Raw genomic sequence first — 16139 nt, 5'->3', positions numbered from 1 at the left:
ATCCGATCCGGCGCGCGATTTCCGCATCGGGCGACGGAAATTCATCTCCCGCCGAATACGGGCCCCAGGGCCAGAGATGCCGCGGAAATATCTTCCGGGAGCGCCGCGCCGGTGACCGCCGCGGGCTCTTCGAATCCCGGATCGGACCGCCGTCCGGTGCCGGTGACGCGCAGTATTTCCAGGGCAGCCGCCTCGCGCGTGCCCGCGGCGGCGGAGTAGACGATCATCGATTGATCGGTATCGGGCAGCAGCAAGGTGTCACAGTCCAGTTCGAGGCATCCGAGGTCGGGGTGGTCGATCGTCTTGTGCATCGACCGCGACATCGTGGAGCGCCCCTGCTCCCACATGCTCCAGAATCGTTCGCTGCCGGCGATCAGCTCCTCGACCAGCGCGCGTACGTCCGGGTCGTGCGGGTATCGCGAGAGCGCGGTACGCAGCATCCCGACCGCCTGCTGCGCCGACACCTCGTCCTCCGCCGGGCGCACCGCGACGCGCGTAACACCCACACCGAGGAATCGCTGCCACACCAGGTTGCGCTGTCCCACCGGCCAACGACAGAGGTCGCCGAGCAGCGCCACGGCCGTCTCGTTCTGGAGCAGCACGTCTCCCTTGGCGGACAGCACTATCGCGGGCAGGTCGGTCAGCCGTTGGAGCAGTCGCAGGACGCTCGGCCGGATCGACATTTCGACCCGGCCGGCCAGCGGTGGTGAACTACCGGCGAGGTGGAACACCTGGTCGCGTTCGTCACGTTCCAGCCGCAGGGCCCGGGTCAGTGCCGTGAGCACCTGGGTGGACGGTTGCGGGCCGCGGCCCTGCTCCAGGCGGGTCACGTACTCGACACTCAGGCCGGCGAGCTGGGCCACCTCCTCACGGCGCAGACCGGCTAGGCGTCGGCGCGGACCGGCCGGGAGGCCGGCCTCCTCCGGAGCGATGCGTGCGCGTGCGGCCTTGAGGAGGCGGGCGAGCTCGACGCGATCCATGAGTCCATCCTCCTCCTTTCGAGGCGGCGGATCCTGGTACGGCCGCTCCCCCTCTCGGACGTACCTGGATAGCGGTGCGCCACCGGGACATCGTGAAGGCATGAGCGAACTACACAGCATTCCGGCCGGTACGACCACCGTCCTGATCACCGGCGGCAACAAGGGCCTGGGCTACGAGACGGCACGCCGCCTCGGCGAACTCGGCTGGCACGTCTTCCTCGGCGCACGGGACGAGACCCGCGGACGCGAAGCCGCCGAGCGGCTCACCGGCGGCGGCGCGGACGTCACCTTCGTACCACTGGATGTGACCTCCGACGATTCGGTTGCCGAGGCCGCCCGGATCATCCGTGATCGCACCGATCGCCTCGACGTCCTGATCAACAACGCCGGAATCACCGGAGAGCTCATCGGCCCCGAGGAGACCTTGCCGGAGCATCTCATTCCCGTGTTCCGCGTCAATGTGCTCGGCCCGATCCGCGTGACCCGCGTGTTCCTGCCGCTGCTGCGCGCCGGCGACGACCCGCGGGTGGTGATGGTCTCCAGCGGCGCCGGTTCACTGACGATCACAACGGACCCCGAGCGCAAGGAGTCGACCTTCCCGCATCTGATGTACCCGGTCTCCAAGGCCGCCCTCAACATGATCACTGTCCAGTACGCCAAGGGAATTCCGGACGTGCGGTTCAACCTGGCCGATCCCGGTTTCACCGCCACCGACCTCAACGGCCACCAGGGAACCCAGACGGTCACCGAGGGCACCGACGCCATCGTCGAGTTCGCCACCACCTCACCCGGACATACGGGGCAGTACCGCGACCGCCTCGGCGCCCTCCCGTGGTGAGCGAGGTGAACGAAATGAAACAGACAGCAGTACCGGAATTCTCGATGGCCGAACGTGACCGCCGCTGGAACCTGGCGCGCGCGTTCATGCGACGCGAGGGCCTCGACGCGCTGCTCGTCTTCGGTGAGCACGAGGACGCCGGTCCGGCCCCGTTCGCTTACGACACATGGTTCACCAACGGCAGAGCCGGGACGACCGTCCTGTTCCACCGTGACGCCGACCCGGTCGTGCTGTTCCCCATGGAGATGTTCACGAAGGACCACCTCGAATCCACGCGGCGCGGCGACATCATCTGGATCCCGCCGCAGAATATTCGCGCGTCTCGCGATTCCCGCGCCGTCGCCGCCGCGCTCGACGAACTGGATCTGGCGCGGGCCACGATCGGCGTGGTCGGCCTGGAGGCCTATCCCCCATGGCATCCCGAGGGCATCGTTCCCTACCGGCTGTGGAACAACATCCTGCGGGACTTCCCCGGTGTGGAGTTCGAACCGGTCGGCATGGCCCTGTCGCGGCTCATCATGCCGCTCAGCACCGAGGAAATCGCCGTTGTCCGGCACTCGGCGAGTATCGGCGACGCCATGGTGCGGGCCATGGTCGATACCGCCGCGGCGGGTGTTCCCGAGAACGAGGTGTACGCGGCGGGTATGGCCGCGGGATACGCGGGCGGGACGATTCCGGCAGCCATGCATTTCTGGTCAGGTCCCGCCCCGCTCGCCTCGGGACTACCGCCGTGGGGGTACCGCCCGCAAACTCCCCGCGTCCTGCGGGACGGTGACACCATCTCCGCCGAAGTATTCGGCAATTTCGGCGGCCGCCATACCCAGCACCAGGCCACGATCACCATCGGCGAGCCGCACGAGGACCTGCGCCGGGCGGCCGAGGTCGCCCGCGCGGCCTACGACGCGTGCCTGCGGGCGCTGCGCCCCGGCCGGACCTTCGGCGATGCCGTCGACGCCATCCGCGAGCCGCTTCACGATGCGGGCGGCTGGGAGTTCGGACCTTGTCTGCACGCGCTCAACCCGATGATCGCGCTCAGCGGTTTCGCCGCGGACGCCAGTCGGCGGATGGCCGGCGCGCAGGCCTATCCACCTGAAGCCGACCATCCGACCCTCTCCGGCGATCTGGTACTCGAACCCGGGATGACCTTTGCCCTGGAGCCCAACTACGTCTTCGGACGGAACCTGGCCTACCTCGGCGGCACCGTGATCGTCGGTGCGGACGAGCCGATCGAGCTCAACCCGTACACGGCACAGATCCTCCGGGCGGCGGGGACCCGGCGCTGAACCGCAGGCGGTTCTGGCGAGACGATGGTCGTCGGCGCGGCCGGCCGGGCGCCGTGCCGGCCGCGCGGCAGCTCGGCGCGGGGCGCGTCCCGTGGCATCGCCACAGGATCGGTCGTTTTCACAGTGGAGCCGGTACTCGCGGCGTTACCCTGAGGCGATGCGCCCCTGGCTCCGTCGGTACTGGGTAGCCTCACTCGCCGTTCTCGTTTCGGCGGTTTTGTTCTGTGCGAACTCCGCCGCCGCACCACACCCCGCCGCCGCAGGTCTGCCACGATTGGATGCCGGGTTCCTGTGGGGTGTGGCGTCTTCCGGTTTCCAGTCCGAAGGCCATGCGCCCGACAGCAATTGGACTCGCTATATCGCGGCGAATCCCGGCCATGACCGCCTGGGAAACTCGGCCGATTTCTACAGCCGCTACGAATCCGATATCCGCCAGGCCGCGGACCTGGGTGTGCGCGTATTCCGGATCGGGATCGAATGGGCACGCCTGCAACCGGCTCCGGGCGTTCGCGACGAGCAGGCTTTCCGCTTCTACGATTCGGTGATCGCGGCCATTGTCCGGGCGGGAATGCGGCCCATGATCACCCTGGACCACTGGGTGTATCCGGGCTGGATCGCGGACCGGGGCGGCTGGCGCAGCCCGACTATCGTCGAGGACTGGCTGGCCAATATGCGTTCGGTCGTCGACCGGTACGCCGGCCTCGATCCGCTGTGGGTCGCCGTGAACGAACCTGTCACCTACATCTCCCACGAAGCGGGCCGCGGCAAGGCCGACGCGCCCCAGATGCTGGACCGGATCGCTCAGGCGCACAACAGTATCTACGACTACATCCACCACGTCCGGCCCAACGCGCTGGTAACGAGCAATGTCGGCTACGTCGCCGGCGCGGAGGCCCAGATCAACGGCGAACTCCTCGACCGGATCGGCGCCCACCTCGACTATGTCGGCATCGACTACTACTGGGCCTACGATCCGGCGCGAACAGTTATCGAATCCCTCGGTCGCGCTATCGGATCCGCGGTCCCGCCCGGACCGGCGATCTGGGATCTCCCGATCCGCACCGAAGGGATCTACTTCGCCCTCCGGCACTATGCCGACCGTTTTCCGGGCAAACCCCTCTACATCGTCGAAAACGGGATGGCCACCGACAACGGGCGGCCACGCGCCGACGGCTACACCCGTGGCGCCCATCTCCAGGACACTGTCTACTGGATCCAGCGCGCAAAAGCCGATGGCATCAACGTGATCGGCTACAACTACTGGAGTCTCACCGACAATTACGAATGGGGCAGCTTCCGTCCCCGGTTCGGCCTCTATACCGTCGACACCACCACCGACCCGGGCCTCACCCGCCGGCCGACCGACGCTGTCGCCACGTACACCCGAACCATCGCGGCAGGCGGCGTCCCCGGCGACTATCGGCCCACCCGCGCCCCGGCGCCCTGTTTTCTCATCGATCCCCCGAACAGCTGCCTACGCCCCGTCGCCGCCCCGGGTTAGATCCGGCCCACCGGTGTCGACAGCGGACAGACAGCACTGATCACGAACATCATTCGATGCGCGTGGTGAGGCGCCCCCACCTATTGCGGCCCGGGACCGCGTGCGGCGTCCCGGTGATGTTCGCGCGCGCCCTCCGCGATCTCGATGATCTTCTCGCGCAATATGTCCGGGGCGATGACATCGACCTCGGCACCGAAACCCACCAGCATGGCCGCCGCGGCACGCAGACTCCGGACCGGAATGCTCAACACATCCGGATCACCTGCGACGGGCCGAGGATCACCGAGGGTGGTGACCGATAACGATCCCAGCACCATCGGCAACCGTGGCCGGTGGATACGCAGCACGATCTCGGTGGCCGGCGCCCGGCGGAAATCGTCGCGCATTCGCTGCCACACTTTCTGCAGATCTGTATCCGGTGGCCGCCGGCTCGGCTCACCCAACCGGCGCACCGCGCTGATCCTGGAGATCCGGTAGCTGCGCGGACGGCCGCGGTGCGCGGCGATGAGATACCAGGTCGTACCGACCTGGAGCAGCCCCCACGGGTCGAGGGTCCGGTCCCCCGGCGCGGCCGCCGCCTTCGACTGGTAGCGGATCCGGATCCGTTCGTCGTCCAATACCGCGGCCTGGATATCACCCAGCGCGTCGAGCGTATCCGGGTCGCGGTGCCAGCCTCCGGCGTCGAGGAGGATCCGGTCCTGGACATGCGTGACCAGCCGGTGCGCGTCGTCGGGGAGCCCGGCAGCGAGTTTGTGCAATGCGCTGCGGAACGATCCGCCGAGTCCGAGTGCCTCGGCGGTTCCCCGGCCGCCGGCCACGAACAATGCCCTGGCCTCCGCGCTGGTGAGCTGTTCGACATCGGGTTCGAATCCCGGGACGAGGGCGAAACCACCGCCGCGGCCCCGTTCGGCGTACACCGGGATACCGGCGGTCGAGAGCGCGTCCATATCGCGCAGCACGGTCCGTTTGGTGACTTCGAGGCGGCGGGCCAGCTCCGCGGCGCTCATCCGGCCGTTCCGCCGCAGCAATTGAACGATCTGGAGGAGCCGGTCCGCACGCACCTCTTCAGAATCTCACGAAAAGGTGACATCAGATGTCACCTGATCGGTCCGAGACTTATGCCATGACACAGATACCGGACTTCCGGCCAGATCTCGCCGCGGCCCACCAGTGGGTGGCCACACTCATGGATGCGGTCCGCCCCGATCAGTGGGCCGACCCGACGCCCTGCGCGGAATTCGACGTACGCGCGCTCCTGGAACACTTCTCCTGCCACCCGGCCAAAATCGCGGCGACCGCCGACGGCGGTGACCCCCGGCAGCTGCCCGCCCACACCGCCATCGATGCGAACCGACCCGGCGAGGACTATCTGAAACGGTCAACGGCCGCACTCGACCGATGGGCCGACGACACCCTCCTGACCCGCACGATCACCGCCCCCTGGGGTCCGGCTCCCGGCGGACTCGCGGTCGGCGCCTACCTCATGGAAACCGTCGCGCACGGCTGGGACCTCGCCGTGGCCACCGGACAGGATGCCGAGGCCGACCCCGCACTGGTCGCCAAGGCCCAGGCCGTCGCCGACCGGGCGCTGACCGACGAGTCCCGTGGATCCGGCGCACCGTTCGGCATTCGGGTCGAGCCACCGGCGCATGCGGGCCCCACCGAACGACTCGCCGCGTTCCTCGGCCGTTCGTGGAACGGGCGTCGCTGACCCGCCGGCCGCTCGACCGGGATTCCGCGCTGGGCCAGGTTTCGATATCGGCGCCGACCGGGTCCACGATCCGGTCGGCGCCGGGACGAACGGGCCTGTCCCCTGGCTTCGAATCACCTTCCGCGCCCGCCGGTCACCGCGCGTCCGGAGCACGCCCGGACCCGCGGACGCTCAGCTGTCCTCGCCCGAAAGGTGCTGGCGGAGAGTGGCCGCCCGAAGCGTGAGGTGATCACGCTCGGCGAGGTTGTGTGCTCGCGCCGCGGCCTCCACGTAGAGATCGGCCGCCGTGGCGATATCTCCCGCCTGCTCATGCAGATAGGCGGCGGACGCGGTGTAGCGCGGGAGCTCCGGGTCGAGTTCGGCCAGTGCGGCGAGGCCCGCCTGCGGTCCGTCCGCCGCGCCGACGGCGACGGCGCGGTTGAGCCGCACCACCGGGCTGTCGGTGAGACGAGCCAGCTCGTCGTACCATTCGACGATCTGCACCCAGTCGGTCTCATCGGCAGTCTGCGCGTCGGCATGCAACGCCGCGATCGCGGCCTGCGCCTGGTATTCCCCGAGCCGGTCGCGCGCCAGTGCGGCCTGGAGAACGACAACGCCCTCGGCGATGAGGTCGCGCTGCCAGAGGCCGCGGTCCTGTTCGGCGAGCGGGACGAGGCTGCCGTCGGCGCGCGTCCGGGCCGGGCGTCGCGCGTGGTGCAGCAGGAACAGGGCGAGCAGGCCCGCGACCTCCGGTTCCCGGGTGCCGGCGGCCAATTGCCGGGCCAGCCGGATCGCCTCCGCGGCGAGGTCGATATCGCCGCTGTACCCCTCGTTGAAAACCAGGTACAGGACCCGCAGCACGGTACGCAGATCGCCGGGACGGTCCAGCCGCACCTCGCTCACGGTGCGTTTGGCCCGGCTGATCCGCTGGGCCATCGTCGCTTCGGGTACGAGATAGGCCTGCGCGATCTGCCGGGTGGTGAGGCCGCCGACGGCCCGCAGCGTCAGCGCGACCGCCGAGGAGGGTGTGAGGCTCGGGTGCGCGCACAGGAAGTACAACTGCAGCGTCTCGTCTTCGGAGGTGACCGGTTCGGGCGGTGGCTGGTCGGGCACCCGTAACTCGCGGCGGCGCCGCGCGCTCTCGGATCGGGCGAGATCTACGAAACAACGCCACGCCGTGGTGATCAGCCAGCCCTTGGGATCATCGGGACGCCGCCGCGGCCACGTCTCGACTGCCCGGATCAGTGCCTCCTGGACGGCGTCCTCGGCGGTCGCGAAATCCGCCCCGCGGTGGACGAGGGCCGCCAGGACACCGGGGATCAGGTCCCGCAGCTGCGCCTCGTCCACCGTGCCGGCGGTCGTCACTCGGTGACGGTCGGCGGGGCGGTCAGGAACGGCCGGACCTCGAGCCACTCGTGGATCGGTTCACCGCCCGCTCCGGGCGCCGCGGACAATTCACCGGCCAGCTCGACGGCACGATCGTAGGAGTCGACGTCGATGATCATCCAGCCCGCGATCAGGTCTTTGGTCTCGGCGAACGGACCGTCGGTCACGGGCGGTTTGCCCTCGCCGCCGGAGCGGACCCAGGCGCCCTCCGGCGCCAATGCCTGGCCCTCGACGAATTCACCGCTGCGTTCCAGGCGGTCGGCGAAGTCCTGCATGTACTGCATATGCGCTTCGATCTCGGCGGGCGTCCAGCGATCCATCGGCACGTCGTTGACTGCCGCCGGGGCGCCACGATAGTGCTTGAGGAGCAGGTACTTGGCCATGACATTCTCCCTTCGGATGCGACCCTAGTCGGTCGATCACCCCTGGGACGGAGCTGTCACGACGTTCTCGACATCCGCACGCGAAATTTTTTCGGAGGCCGATTCCCAGCCGGAAGAACTGACGTCCGGCGATTTCCTGTTCGTCCCACGCGACGACCGGTTCGCGGTCAACGCACTATCGGAAGCCCAGGTGGCTTCCGGCTCGCCACCGCGCGGTGCCCACATCCGGACAACCGAGGCGCGCGGAAACCCGGCTCTTCGATACGTTGAGGACATGTCGATGGTGAAAGGCGCGAACACCGCGGTTCCGTTGTCCAGCGTTCGGGTCGAACTGGGCTGGCGGACAGGCTCCGGCGCGATGGACGCGGATGCTTCCGCACTCCTGCTGACCTCGGGAAAGGTGCGTTCGGACGACGATTTCGTCTTCTACAATCAACCGGTCCATCCGGCCGGCGCGGTGCGTCACGAAGGAAAACAGCAGGGGCCGTTCGTCCTGGACACCCTCGCCGCGGACCTGGACCGGGTAGAGGCGCAGATCGACACCATCGTGATCGCCGCTTCCACGGACGGCGGTACCTTCGGCCAGTTCCATGACCTGTACGTCCGGCTGATCGACCCGGCCACCGGTAGCGAGGTGGCTCGGTTCGACTCCACGGGTGCCACCACCGAAACCGCCTTCGTACTCGGTGAACTGTATCGCCGCCAAGGCCTGTGGAAGTTCCGCGCGGTCGGCCAGGGCTACGATTCCGGTCTGGCCGGCCTGGCCACCGATTTCGGGATCTCGGTGGACGAACCAGCCTCGGCACCCACTCCGCAGCCGAATATCGCCCCGCAGCCCGCACCCGCACCGCCGCCCCAGCCATACACACCACTGGCACCGACCCCGCAGCCCCAGCAGTACACACCGCCGGTACCGACCCCGCACTACGCACCGCCGCCGCAGCAATACACGCCGCCGAATCCACAGCAGCCTGCCTCGCCCGGCTCACCCCCGCCGCCCGCTCCGGTGCACCTCGGCAAGATCTCGCTGACCAAGGAGGCACCCGCCGTCTCGCTCACAAAACAAGGTGCGACCTCGGGCCTGATGAGGGTCAATCTGAACTGGCACGTTCCCTCCGCCAAGGGATTCTTCGGAAGACGCAAGGGCGGCGACGCGCTCGACCTCGACCTGTGCTGTCTGTGGGAACTGACGGATGGGACCAAAGGAATCGTCCACGCCCTGGGCAACTTCGGATCGCTCACCGGCTCGCCTTACGTGGAACTCGATACCGACGACCGGTCCGGCAAGAATGTGAACGGCGAAAACCTCAGTATCAATCTCGACCACACCCGCGATTTCCGCAGACTGCTGGTATTCGCCTCACTGTATTCGGGTGCTTCCGATTTCCGTGGCGTAGAAGCCGCCGCGACGTTGTATCCCGTCGGTTCGCCGCCTATCGAGATGAGTGTCGGCGGCTGCACGATCAACTCCACCAGAGTGGCGCTCGCCCTGATCGAGAACATCAACGGCGAGCTCGTGGTGCGCCGGGAGGGCATTTTCATCCCGTTCACGCCGAACGGTTTTCAGAACGAGCAGGTAGACCGGGCCTACAACTGGGGCATCAAATGGGTCAGCGTCAAAGGTAAGTCCTGATCCGCTGCGAGTAGTCCGGGAAATTCTGCGCCCGCCGGGCCGGCACCCTGCCACCCGGCGGGCGAACGCTTCTTACCGGCATCCCTGGGTAGGTGGACCCACCTACCGGATCACCGCGGCAGGATTACACGAGCTGGATACAAGAGGCGACGACGTAGCCCTTGATGCCCTGCCACTCGGTCGCGTACCAGGCGAGCTGCGTCGCACCGCACGCGGTGTACTCCTTACCTTTCACCACGCCCGTACTGTCGGTCATGATGATCGAGCCCTTGGGAATGGTGCCCACAGCAGTGGAGTCGCCACTCGCCTTCGCCCGCAGCGTGATCGTTTCCAGCACCTTGGTCTTCGACATATCAGCTGAGGCCGTCGGGGCGAGCCCGGCCAGAACACTACCGACCAACACCGCGAGTGTCGCGGCTCGTGCAAGTTTGATCATTGTTACCTATTTCCTTCTGCTGATCCGTTCGATTGCCACGCGGAACATAGCAGCGGGTATCCGGGGTCGCCACGTGATCGAAGTTGACAAGAATCGTTCGCGAATCCAGAAACATTGCCGCAGTGTGTATTACATGCCGACGAATAACCCCTATCGGTTTCCCACTACTGGGACAACTGTGCCGGTCTCGGCCAACTGCTGTGGTCTGCGCTTCGCCAGAAGTCATAGTTGATCAGCTCGGCACCAACCGCCACAGAGAGGTGACTTCGTGCCGCCGGGCTTCGTGCAGCGGGTCGGCAGCGTCGGTGGCTCGGGGATGCCGCGGCGAGGTGTCGTAGCGGGCGGCTACGCGGAGACCTGCGTCCGCGATGTGTGTGAGGAGTTCATCGCGGGTCCGCAAGCCGAGGCGCTCGGCGAGGTCGGAGAGCACGAGCCATCCCTCTCCGCCGGGAGTGAGGTGGTCCGGGAGACCGTTCAGGAAGCGGCGGAGCATATCGGAGCCGGGGTCATAGATGCCGAGTTCGAGGGCAGAGGTCGGCTGGGCGGGGAGCCAGGGCGGGTTGCATACGACCAGGTCGGCTCGGCCGTCCGGCCACAGATCGGCCTCGATGACCCGCGCCCGGGCGGCAGCGCCGAGGCGGCGCAGATTCGCGCCCGCGCACGCTACCGCACGACGATTGATATCGGTGGCCACCACCTGAGCGCCGCGCCGTGCGAGGACCGCGGCCAGCACCCCGGTGCCCGTACCGAGATCGAATGCCAGCGGCTGCTCGACACCCGGCGGCATCGGCGCCCGGGCGACGAGATCGACGTATTCACCGCGGACCGGCGAGAACACTCCGTAGTCCGGATGGATACGTGCGTCGAGCGCGGGAATATCCACGCCCTTCAAGTGCCACTGGTAAGCGCTGAGCACACCGAGCAGTTCGGGTAGGGATACGCACATCCGCCCGGCCGTCTCCTCGGTGGCGGCACCGTACGCGTGATCGCAGGCCTGCCGCACATCCGGCGCGCGCCGCAACCCGAGGGAATACCCGGGCTCCAGTACGACCATCAGCCGTCCGAGCATTTCGGCCCTCGCGGCCCGCGCCGCGCGCTGGCTGCCGAACAGCGACGCCGGATCCCCACCGGCCGCCCCGGCGCGAGAACTCCGTTGCTGACGACGTTCCAGAGCCCGGCTGAGCTGGCGGGCATTGTGGAAATCACCCCGCCACAGCAGACCGGTCTCGGCCCGGGCCAGGCGGTGAGCGGCGTTCGCGGTGGTGCGGTCGTCGACGACCACAACGCGGGTGGGCGCCGGCGACGCGTTCTCGGAATGCCAGCGCGCCGAGAACGCCGATCCGTTCTCGGTCCAGTTGATCGTGCTCATGGTGTACTCCTGTGGAGACGAAGGTGCCTGGGGTCGGCATCGCTTCGATGCAGGAGTACGGCAGGAATTACCCGTCGATCAGCACGAGGACAGGGCGCAGCGCTCCCGCGTCGAAGCGCGGGCGCCGATCGCCCAGCACCATGCCCATGACCACGGTCGATTCCCTCCGTCGTGAACCGCCATGATCCCACACACTCACCCGGCCGGGGAATTGCGCTGGTAGGTGAGGTTCCGGGAATCGTCCGGCCGGCCTGGAGGTTGGAAACCGCATGCGTATCTCTCTGCTCGACCGTGCACGGACGCGCAGCGGTGAAACCGATTCCGACGCGGTGATGGCAACCGTCGAACGAGCAGTGCACGCGGAGAACCTCGGCTTCCACCGGTTCTGGACTGCCGAGCATCACGCGGTCCCCGGTATCGCCGGGGCGGCCCCCACCCTGCTGCTCGCGGCGATCGGCGCGCGCACTCGCGGTATCCGCCTCGGCACCGGCGGGATCATGGTCCCCAACCACAGCCCACTGGTGATCGCCGAGCAGGCACTCCTCCTGGAGGCGCTGTATCCCGGCAGAGTCGATATCGGCCTCGGCGGCTCGCTCGGATTCACCGCCCCGGTCCGGCGGGCATTGGGCCGGACGGTCCTGCGTGCGGGCGAGTACGCGGCCGATATCGAGGAGATCCGGTCCTATCTGGACGGACGCGCCGATATCACGGTCAGGCCCCGCGTCGAACCTCCCCCGGTTTTCCTGCTCGCCGGCCGGAATGGTCTGTCTCTCGCCGCCGAACTGGGGCTGCCCGCGGTGATCGGGGGTCCACTCATTCGGGACGCCGAGAGGATCGACGCCTATTTCCGGAACTTCCGTCCCAGCCCGTTCACACCGGATCCGTACCTCATGGTGAGTGTCGATATCTCCGTCGCGGCGACCACCGAACATGCCCGCGACCTCCTGCTACCGGAGGCGTGGGCATATGCCGATTCCCGGGATGTCGGCGAGTTCCGCGCGCTGCGGCCCATCGAGGAAGTGCGCCGGCTGGTCAACAGCACAGGCAGCACGAAGAAGATCGATGCCGTGCACGCCTGGATGGACACGGCCGTGGCAGGCACCCCTGATCAGGTAGCGAACTCACTCACGGATCTGCTCGACCGGACAGGCGCCTCCGAAATCCTCGCGAGCGTCAGCACCTACGATCGCGACGACGTCAGCAGTATCGACGAGTTCCTCTCCTCCCTCCGGAACGAGTCCACGAACACCTTCGTCAGCAACGCAAGTATCGGTGCCCGGCCGTGACGCCGGCACACCGAACCGAGGCAGACCTCAGGCGCACCCCGAAAGCACGGCACGTGACTCGACAAGCGAACGCGACAGATCGTGATCATCCGTTCCGCGTGCCAGTATCCGGTCCACTGCGCGCCCGGCTTCGCCACCGTTGAGCCACCGCACCACCTCGTGGTGCGCGTTTCCGGCGGTATCCCAGAAGGGATTGTCCGGGACAAGCGTGCCGTGCCGCAGCACCACATGATCGGACAGGAAATCCCGGAGGCTGTGCACGGCAGCCGCGGTCTCGAGACACGACCAACTCGCGAGGTTCGGCACGACACTGCCCGTTGCTGTCCCGAATGCACACAAGAGCACACCGGGATCGTCGGAATCCGGGTAGCGGGCGAGGACTTCGGCCCACAACGCGTTCATCAACTCGACGATGGCCGGCGCCTCGGGCCACGATTCCCAGTCCGCGCGGCGCATATGGTCGTACACGATTTCGATATCGGGAAAGTCCATTTCCCCGGTATGGCACAGCTCCAGGATGCGCGGCGTGAAATACCGCAGGTCCGCGGCCGACCCCGCCCCCAGCATCGCAACAGTCGCATACTGCCGAATATCGTCGGCACTCAACATCTTTCGCGGCCGACGCAGCAGCACCTCGATCTTGTCGGGGCGTAGGCAGCAGGGGCAGGCATCGATACGCCCCGGTCGCTTCGCCCGCGCGAATACCCCGTCCAGCCCGTCGAGTACCTCACCGACGGGGCGGAAGTTCGCGCTGTCCGACGCCACCGGCGACGCAAAGAGCACCTGGTCGCCTCGACGATCACGGGGTATACCGCCTTCGCACCCGCTCAGCAATGGTTTAACCATCAACTATCGGCGGCGTCGCGTTTTGTGAGTCGATGGCCATCGCCCCTCCGCCCAGTTCAACACCGATCGCAACCAGCATAGTCGGCGCGTCGTGACCTTAGGGTCATGGACGACTGCACGGGCGAAGGCAGAGATTCAATTGGTCGCTCCTGGACCCGGCGGATAACAGCACCGCGTCGCGATCATCAGTACTCGACGACACCCGGTCCCTGCGTGGCGTACTCGATCAGCTGGTCGAGTAGGAGTCCTCACGAACGAGTTGTGTAGCGGTCAATCGTCGGCGGCGACTATCAGTCGGACGATGCGTTCGGTTCGGTCGATCGTCACAACCTCATGGAATTCGGTGTGGATCGGTCCGTAGTCGACAACCGCGGAAGGGTCGAGCTTCCGAAGACGGAAAAGGCTGTCCGCTCTGCGTACCGGTTCGAACACCGACCGATTCATCGCCCCCCACAATGACTCCGGGACGTCGCCGCAGTTGTTCACCCACGTCGTCACCAGATCCATGACGGACCCGGCGGAGACCCGAGTGTACGAGTCCGGGGAGATGTACTCACGAAAGTACGGACCGTGGACGACGCCCGCGGGCTCCACCCCGGCCCCGATATAGCCGTCCCTGAACTGCTCGGTGTCGATGAGCGACCGAAGCAGTGCCGGGTCGTCCGGCGCGGCGACGATCCGGAAGACTTTGATATCGACCCACTGATAGTTGGAGCTGCCGCCCGGCCCGAATTCGAAATCTCGGAAGTTGAGCAGCGTGCCATCCAGGTATCGAAGTTCTCCCGTCATACATCCACCTCTTGGAATATCACTTGCCCAGTGGGGCCTGGGACCACCAGTCCCGGAGTAGCTCGTCAGCAGTATGGCCGGGCGCCTTGACCATGATCAGGTAACGTGACCGATCCCGGTCGGCTGGGAAAGAGAAGAAGGCGTTATAGCCGTCGACGCCTCTGACCGATGAGTATTCGTACGGCACAGTCATTTTCGCCGGTATATCGAGCGTCGGGTTGGGCGCCGGCCTGTTCACGTCCTCGATTTCCGGTTCCAGGCCGCTGCTGTGCAATTTATCGGATCCCAGCTCGGCCTCCACAGCCGCTTGATCCCCGAAATCCTTGATGACGAAGACAATCACTTCGTTGCCCGCGTGGTGACATGTGATTTCGCCGGAATCGATACCGCTGGAGCGACAGGACACTTCACGCCAGCCCGGCTCGGATGGGCCTGCTTCGGGAACGAGATCGGGAAATGCGTTCTGTGTGGTTTGCGCTTCCGCCCAGGGGTCTTCCGCGGCAGCGGACAGGACGATGGAAACAGCTGTAGCGACACAGATCAGGACCACAACCAAGCCGATGATCACTGCCGGCACAACCGGGGATCTCCTGCGGGGAGCCCGGGCGTAGGGCCCGTTCGGACTTCCTCGGCCCGGGCCCGGTGCCGCCGACCCGTATTGCATCGGACCGGGCCCGGAGTTGGGCGGCGGCCACGCCGAATGAGGAGGATTCACCTCGGCCGCCTGCCGGTATCCGACCGGTGCGGAATTGTGCGCGGTAGGCGCGATACGCGCGTAATCGACTGTGTCGGCGATACGCCGGCCCTCGAGCGCGTCGCGGGCCGCGGCGATGAATTCGGTGCAGGTGGGGAAACGCTGCTCGCGTTGTTTGGCCATTGCCCGTTCCAGGAGGGCGTCCAGGGCCGTGGGTAGGTCGGGGCGAACTGTGGTGATCCGGGGCACGGGTTTGGTGAGGTGGCCGACCACGACCTCCCCCGGATTCGTCGCCGCATACGGCGGCTGCCCGGCCAGCAGCGCGAAAAGCGTACAAGCCAGCGAGTATTGGTCGCTGCGGTGATCTACCACAGCACCGGACAACTGTTCGGGCGAGCCATAGGCCAGCGTCGCCGTGAACGTACCCGTCGCGGTAATTTTGGTATCGGTGGAGTCGACGACCCCGGCGATACCGAAATCGGTGATCACCGCCCGGGCTTCCCGGAAATCATCTCCCTGGGCGATCAGGATATTGGCCGGCTTCACATCACGATGCAGGACCCCACGGCTGTGCGCGTAGTCCAACGCCGAGGCAACTCCGGCCAGTAGCCCGAGCACGGTCGCGGGCGGCTGCGCGGAAGCATCCCAGGACGCGGCGTCGGTCCCGCGAACGTACTCCATCGCGATCCACAAATGCCCGTCGTCGGCACCCCGATCGATCACCCCCACAATCCCCGGGTGCTCCAACCGGGCAATGACATCGGCTTCCCGCTCGAAACGACGGGTCAGTTCGGGATCGGTGGACACCTCCCGGTTCAACAGCTTCAACGCGACACTGCGCGGCAACCGCGGATGCTGGGCGAGGTACACGGTCCCCATCCCGCCCTGGCCGAGGACCCCTTGAATCCGATATCCGGCGAAGGCCGAACCCACCCCCAGCACCGCCGCTCCCTCCATCACCATACGAACGCATCGACGCTACCGCACCTCCCCATTCGGCACCTCTGGTCGGCGAGGAGGAATGC

15 protein-coding genes are annotated in these 16139 nt (G+C 66.9%); 6 read left to right on the top strand and 9 right to left on the bottom strand.

The features are described 5' to 3' along the window. Nucleotides 1-41: 41 nt before the first annotated feature. Entirely contained in the window at nucleotides 42-980 is a 939-nt protein-coding gene (locus ABZ827_RS10160) for a helix-turn-helix transcriptional regulator (RefSeq protein ID WP_357235392.1), read from the bottom strand. A 100-nt stretch (nucleotides 981-1080) separates the two neighbouring features. Here ABZ827_RS10160 and ABZ827_RS10155 point away from each other — a divergent pair, with 100 nt between their 5' ends. From ABZ827_RS10155 to ABZ827_RS10145, 3 genes are all read left to right on the top strand, one after another. Then, nucleotides 1081-1818, top strand: a complete 738-nt coding sequence (locus tag ABZ827_RS10155; RefSeq protein WP_357235389.1) for an SDR family NAD(P)-dependent oxidoreductase — start codon at nucleotides 1081-1083, stop codon at nucleotides 1816-1818. Nucleotides 1819-1832: 14 nt separating this feature from the next. Then, entirely contained in the window at nucleotides 1833-3101 is a 1269-nt protein-coding gene (locus ABZ827_RS10150; RefSeq protein ID WP_357235387.1) for a M24 family metallopeptidase, read from the top strand. Between the two features lie 157 nt (nucleotides 3102-3258). Continuing rightward, nucleotides 3259-4602: a family 1 glycosylhydrolase gene (locus ABZ827_RS10145; protein WP_357235385.1), complete on the top strand. Its 1344-nt coding sequence runs from the start codon at nucleotides 3259-3261 to the stop codon at nucleotides 4600-4602. A gap of 80 nt (nucleotides 4603-4682) precedes the next feature. Here the strand turns inward: ABZ827_RS10145 and ABZ827_RS10140 are convergent, their stop codons facing one another. Then, the gene (locus tag ABZ827_RS10140) at nucleotides 4683-5663 is read right to left on the bottom strand and encodes a YafY family protein (RefSeq protein ID WP_357235382.1); all 981 of its coding nucleotides are present in this window, start codon (nucleotides 5661-5663) and stop codon (nucleotides 4683-4685) included. A 62-nt stretch (nucleotides 5664-5725) separates the two neighbouring features. Between ABZ827_RS10140 and ABZ827_RS10135 the strand changes: the two genes are divergently transcribed. Further along, nucleotides 5726-6313 (top strand): TIGR03086 family metal-binding protein, encoded by a 588-nt coding sequence (locus ABZ827_RS10135; protein ID WP_357235380.1) that lies wholly within the window; start codon nucleotides 5726-5728, stop codon nucleotides 6311-6313. A gap of 171 nt (nucleotides 6314-6484) precedes the next feature. On the opposite strand, the gene ABZ827_RS10130 is transcribed toward ABZ827_RS10135, so the two are convergent. Then, on the bottom strand, nucleotides 6485-7639 hold the full coding sequence (locus ABZ827_RS10130) for a DUF6596 domain-containing protein (protein WP_357235914.1): 1155 nt from the start codon (nucleotides 7637-7639) through the stop codon (nucleotides 6485-6487). A gap of 14 nt (nucleotides 7640-7653) precedes the next feature. Beyond that, entirely contained in the window at nucleotides 7654-8061 is a 408-nt protein-coding gene (locus tag ABZ827_RS10125) for a YciI family protein (RefSeq protein WP_357235377.1), read from the bottom strand. Nucleotides 8062-8335: 274 nt separating this feature from the next. On the opposite strand from ABZ827_RS10125, the gene ABZ827_RS10120 reads away from it, so the two are divergent. Then, nucleotides 8336-9694: a TerD family protein gene (locus ABZ827_RS10120; protein WP_357235374.1), complete on the top strand. Its 1359-nt coding sequence runs from the start codon at nucleotides 8336-8338 to the stop codon at nucleotides 9692-9694. Nucleotides 9695-9818: 124 nt separating this feature from the next. Here the strand turns inward: ABZ827_RS10120 and ABZ827_RS10115 are convergent, their stop codons facing one another. Continuing rightward, complete coding sequence (locus ABZ827_RS10115; protein ID WP_357235372.1) at nucleotides 9819-10130, bottom strand: hypothetical protein; 312 nt, start codon at nucleotides 10128-10130, stop codon at nucleotides 9819-9821. 232 nt (nucleotides 10131-10362) lie between these two features. Then, nucleotides 10363-11499: a class I SAM-dependent methyltransferase gene (locus ABZ827_RS10110; RefSeq protein ID WP_357235369.1), complete on the bottom strand. Its 1137-nt coding sequence runs from the start codon at nucleotides 11497-11499 to the stop codon at nucleotides 10363-10365. A 269-nt stretch (nucleotides 11500-11768) separates the two neighbouring features. On the opposite strand from ABZ827_RS10110, the gene ABZ827_RS10105 reads away from it, so the two are divergent. Continuing rightward, nucleotides 11769-12785 carry an MsnO8 family LLM class oxidoreductase gene (locus tag ABZ827_RS10105; protein WP_357235367.1) on the top strand — a complete coding sequence of 339 codons (1017 nt, stop codon included), beginning with the start codon at nucleotides 11769-11771 and terminating at the stop codon, nucleotides 12783-12785. A gap of 27 nt (nucleotides 12786-12812) precedes the next feature. Here ABZ827_RS10105 and ABZ827_RS10100 read toward each other — a convergent pair whose 3' ends face one another. From ABZ827_RS10100 to ABZ827_RS10090, 3 genes are all read right to left on the bottom strand, one after another. Next, nucleotides 12813-13568 carry a hypothetical protein gene (locus tag ABZ827_RS10100; RefSeq protein ID WP_357235363.1) on the bottom strand — a complete coding sequence of 252 codons (756 nt, stop codon included), beginning with the start codon at nucleotides 13566-13568 and terminating at the stop codon, nucleotides 12813-12815. A 333-nt stretch (nucleotides 13569-13901) separates the two neighbouring features. Beyond that, nucleotides 13902-14420 (bottom strand): hypothetical protein, encoded by a 519-nt coding sequence (locus tag ABZ827_RS10095; RefSeq protein WP_357235361.1) that lies wholly within the window; start codon nucleotides 14418-14420, stop codon nucleotides 13902-13904. 19 nt (nucleotides 14421-14439) lie between these two features. Then, entirely contained in the window at nucleotides 14440-16077 is a 1638-nt protein-coding gene (locus ABZ827_RS10090) for a serine/threonine-protein kinase (protein WP_357235359.1), read from the bottom strand. Between the last annotated feature and the right edge of the window lie 62 nt (nucleotides 16078-16139).

This window comes from Nocardia sp. NPDC019395 (assembly GCF_040632335.1).
Taxonomy (GTDB): Bacteria; Actinomycetota; Actinomycetes; order Mycobacteriales; family Mycobacteriaceae; genus Nocardia.
The sequence above is the reverse complement of the archived record's forward strand: the minus strand, read 5'-3'. Positions and strand labels throughout refer to the sequence as shown.

Bases quoted from the DNA above. Each gene is read 5' to 3' on its own strand.
- ABZ827_RS10160 (WP_357235392.1), bottom strand. From the start codon at position 980: ATGGATCGCGTCGAGCTCGCCCGCCTCCTCAAGGCCGCACGCGCACGC.
- ABZ827_RS10155 (WP_357235389.1), top strand. From the start codon at position 1,081: ATGAGCGAACTACACAGCATTCCGGCCGGTACGACCACCGTCCTGATC.
- ABZ827_RS10150 (WP_357235387.1), top strand. From the start codon at position 1,833: ATGAAACAGACAGCAGTACCGGAATTCTCGATGGCCGAACGTGACCGC.
- ABZ827_RS10145 (WP_357235385.1), top strand. From the start codon at position 3,259: ATGCGCCCCTGGCTCCGTCGGTACTGGGTAGCCTCACTCGCCGTTCTC.
- ABZ827_RS10135 (WP_357235380.1), top strand. From the start codon at position 5,726: ATGACACAGATACCGGACTTCCGGCCAGATCTCGCCGCGGCCCACCAG.
- ABZ827_RS10125 (WP_357235377.1), bottom strand. From the start codon at position 8,061: ATGGCCAAGTACCTGCTCCTCAAGCACTATCGTGGCGCCCCGGCGGCA.
- ABZ827_RS10120 (WP_357235374.1), top strand. From the start codon at position 8,336: ATGTCGATGGTGAAAGGCGCGAACACCGCGGTTCCGTTGTCCAGCGTT.
- ABZ827_RS10115 (WP_357235372.1), bottom strand. From the start codon at position 10,130: ATGATCAAACTTGCACGAGCCGCGACACTCGCGGTGTTGGTCGGTAGT.
- ABZ827_RS10110 (WP_357235369.1), bottom strand. From the start codon at position 11,499: ATGAGCACGATCAACTGGACCGAGAACGGATCGGCGTTCTCGGCGCGC.
- ABZ827_RS10105 (WP_357235367.1), top strand. From the start codon at position 11,769: ATGCGTATCTCTCTGCTCGACCGTGCACGGACGCGCAGCGGTGAAACC.
- ABZ827_RS10095 (WP_357235361.1), bottom strand. From the start codon at position 14,420: ATGACGGGAGAACTTCGATACCTGGATGGCACGCTGCTCAACTTCCGA.
- ABZ827_RS10090 (WP_357235359.1), bottom strand. From the start codon at position 16,077: ATGGTGATGGAGGGAGCGGCGGTGCTGGGGGTGGGTTCGGCCTTCGCC.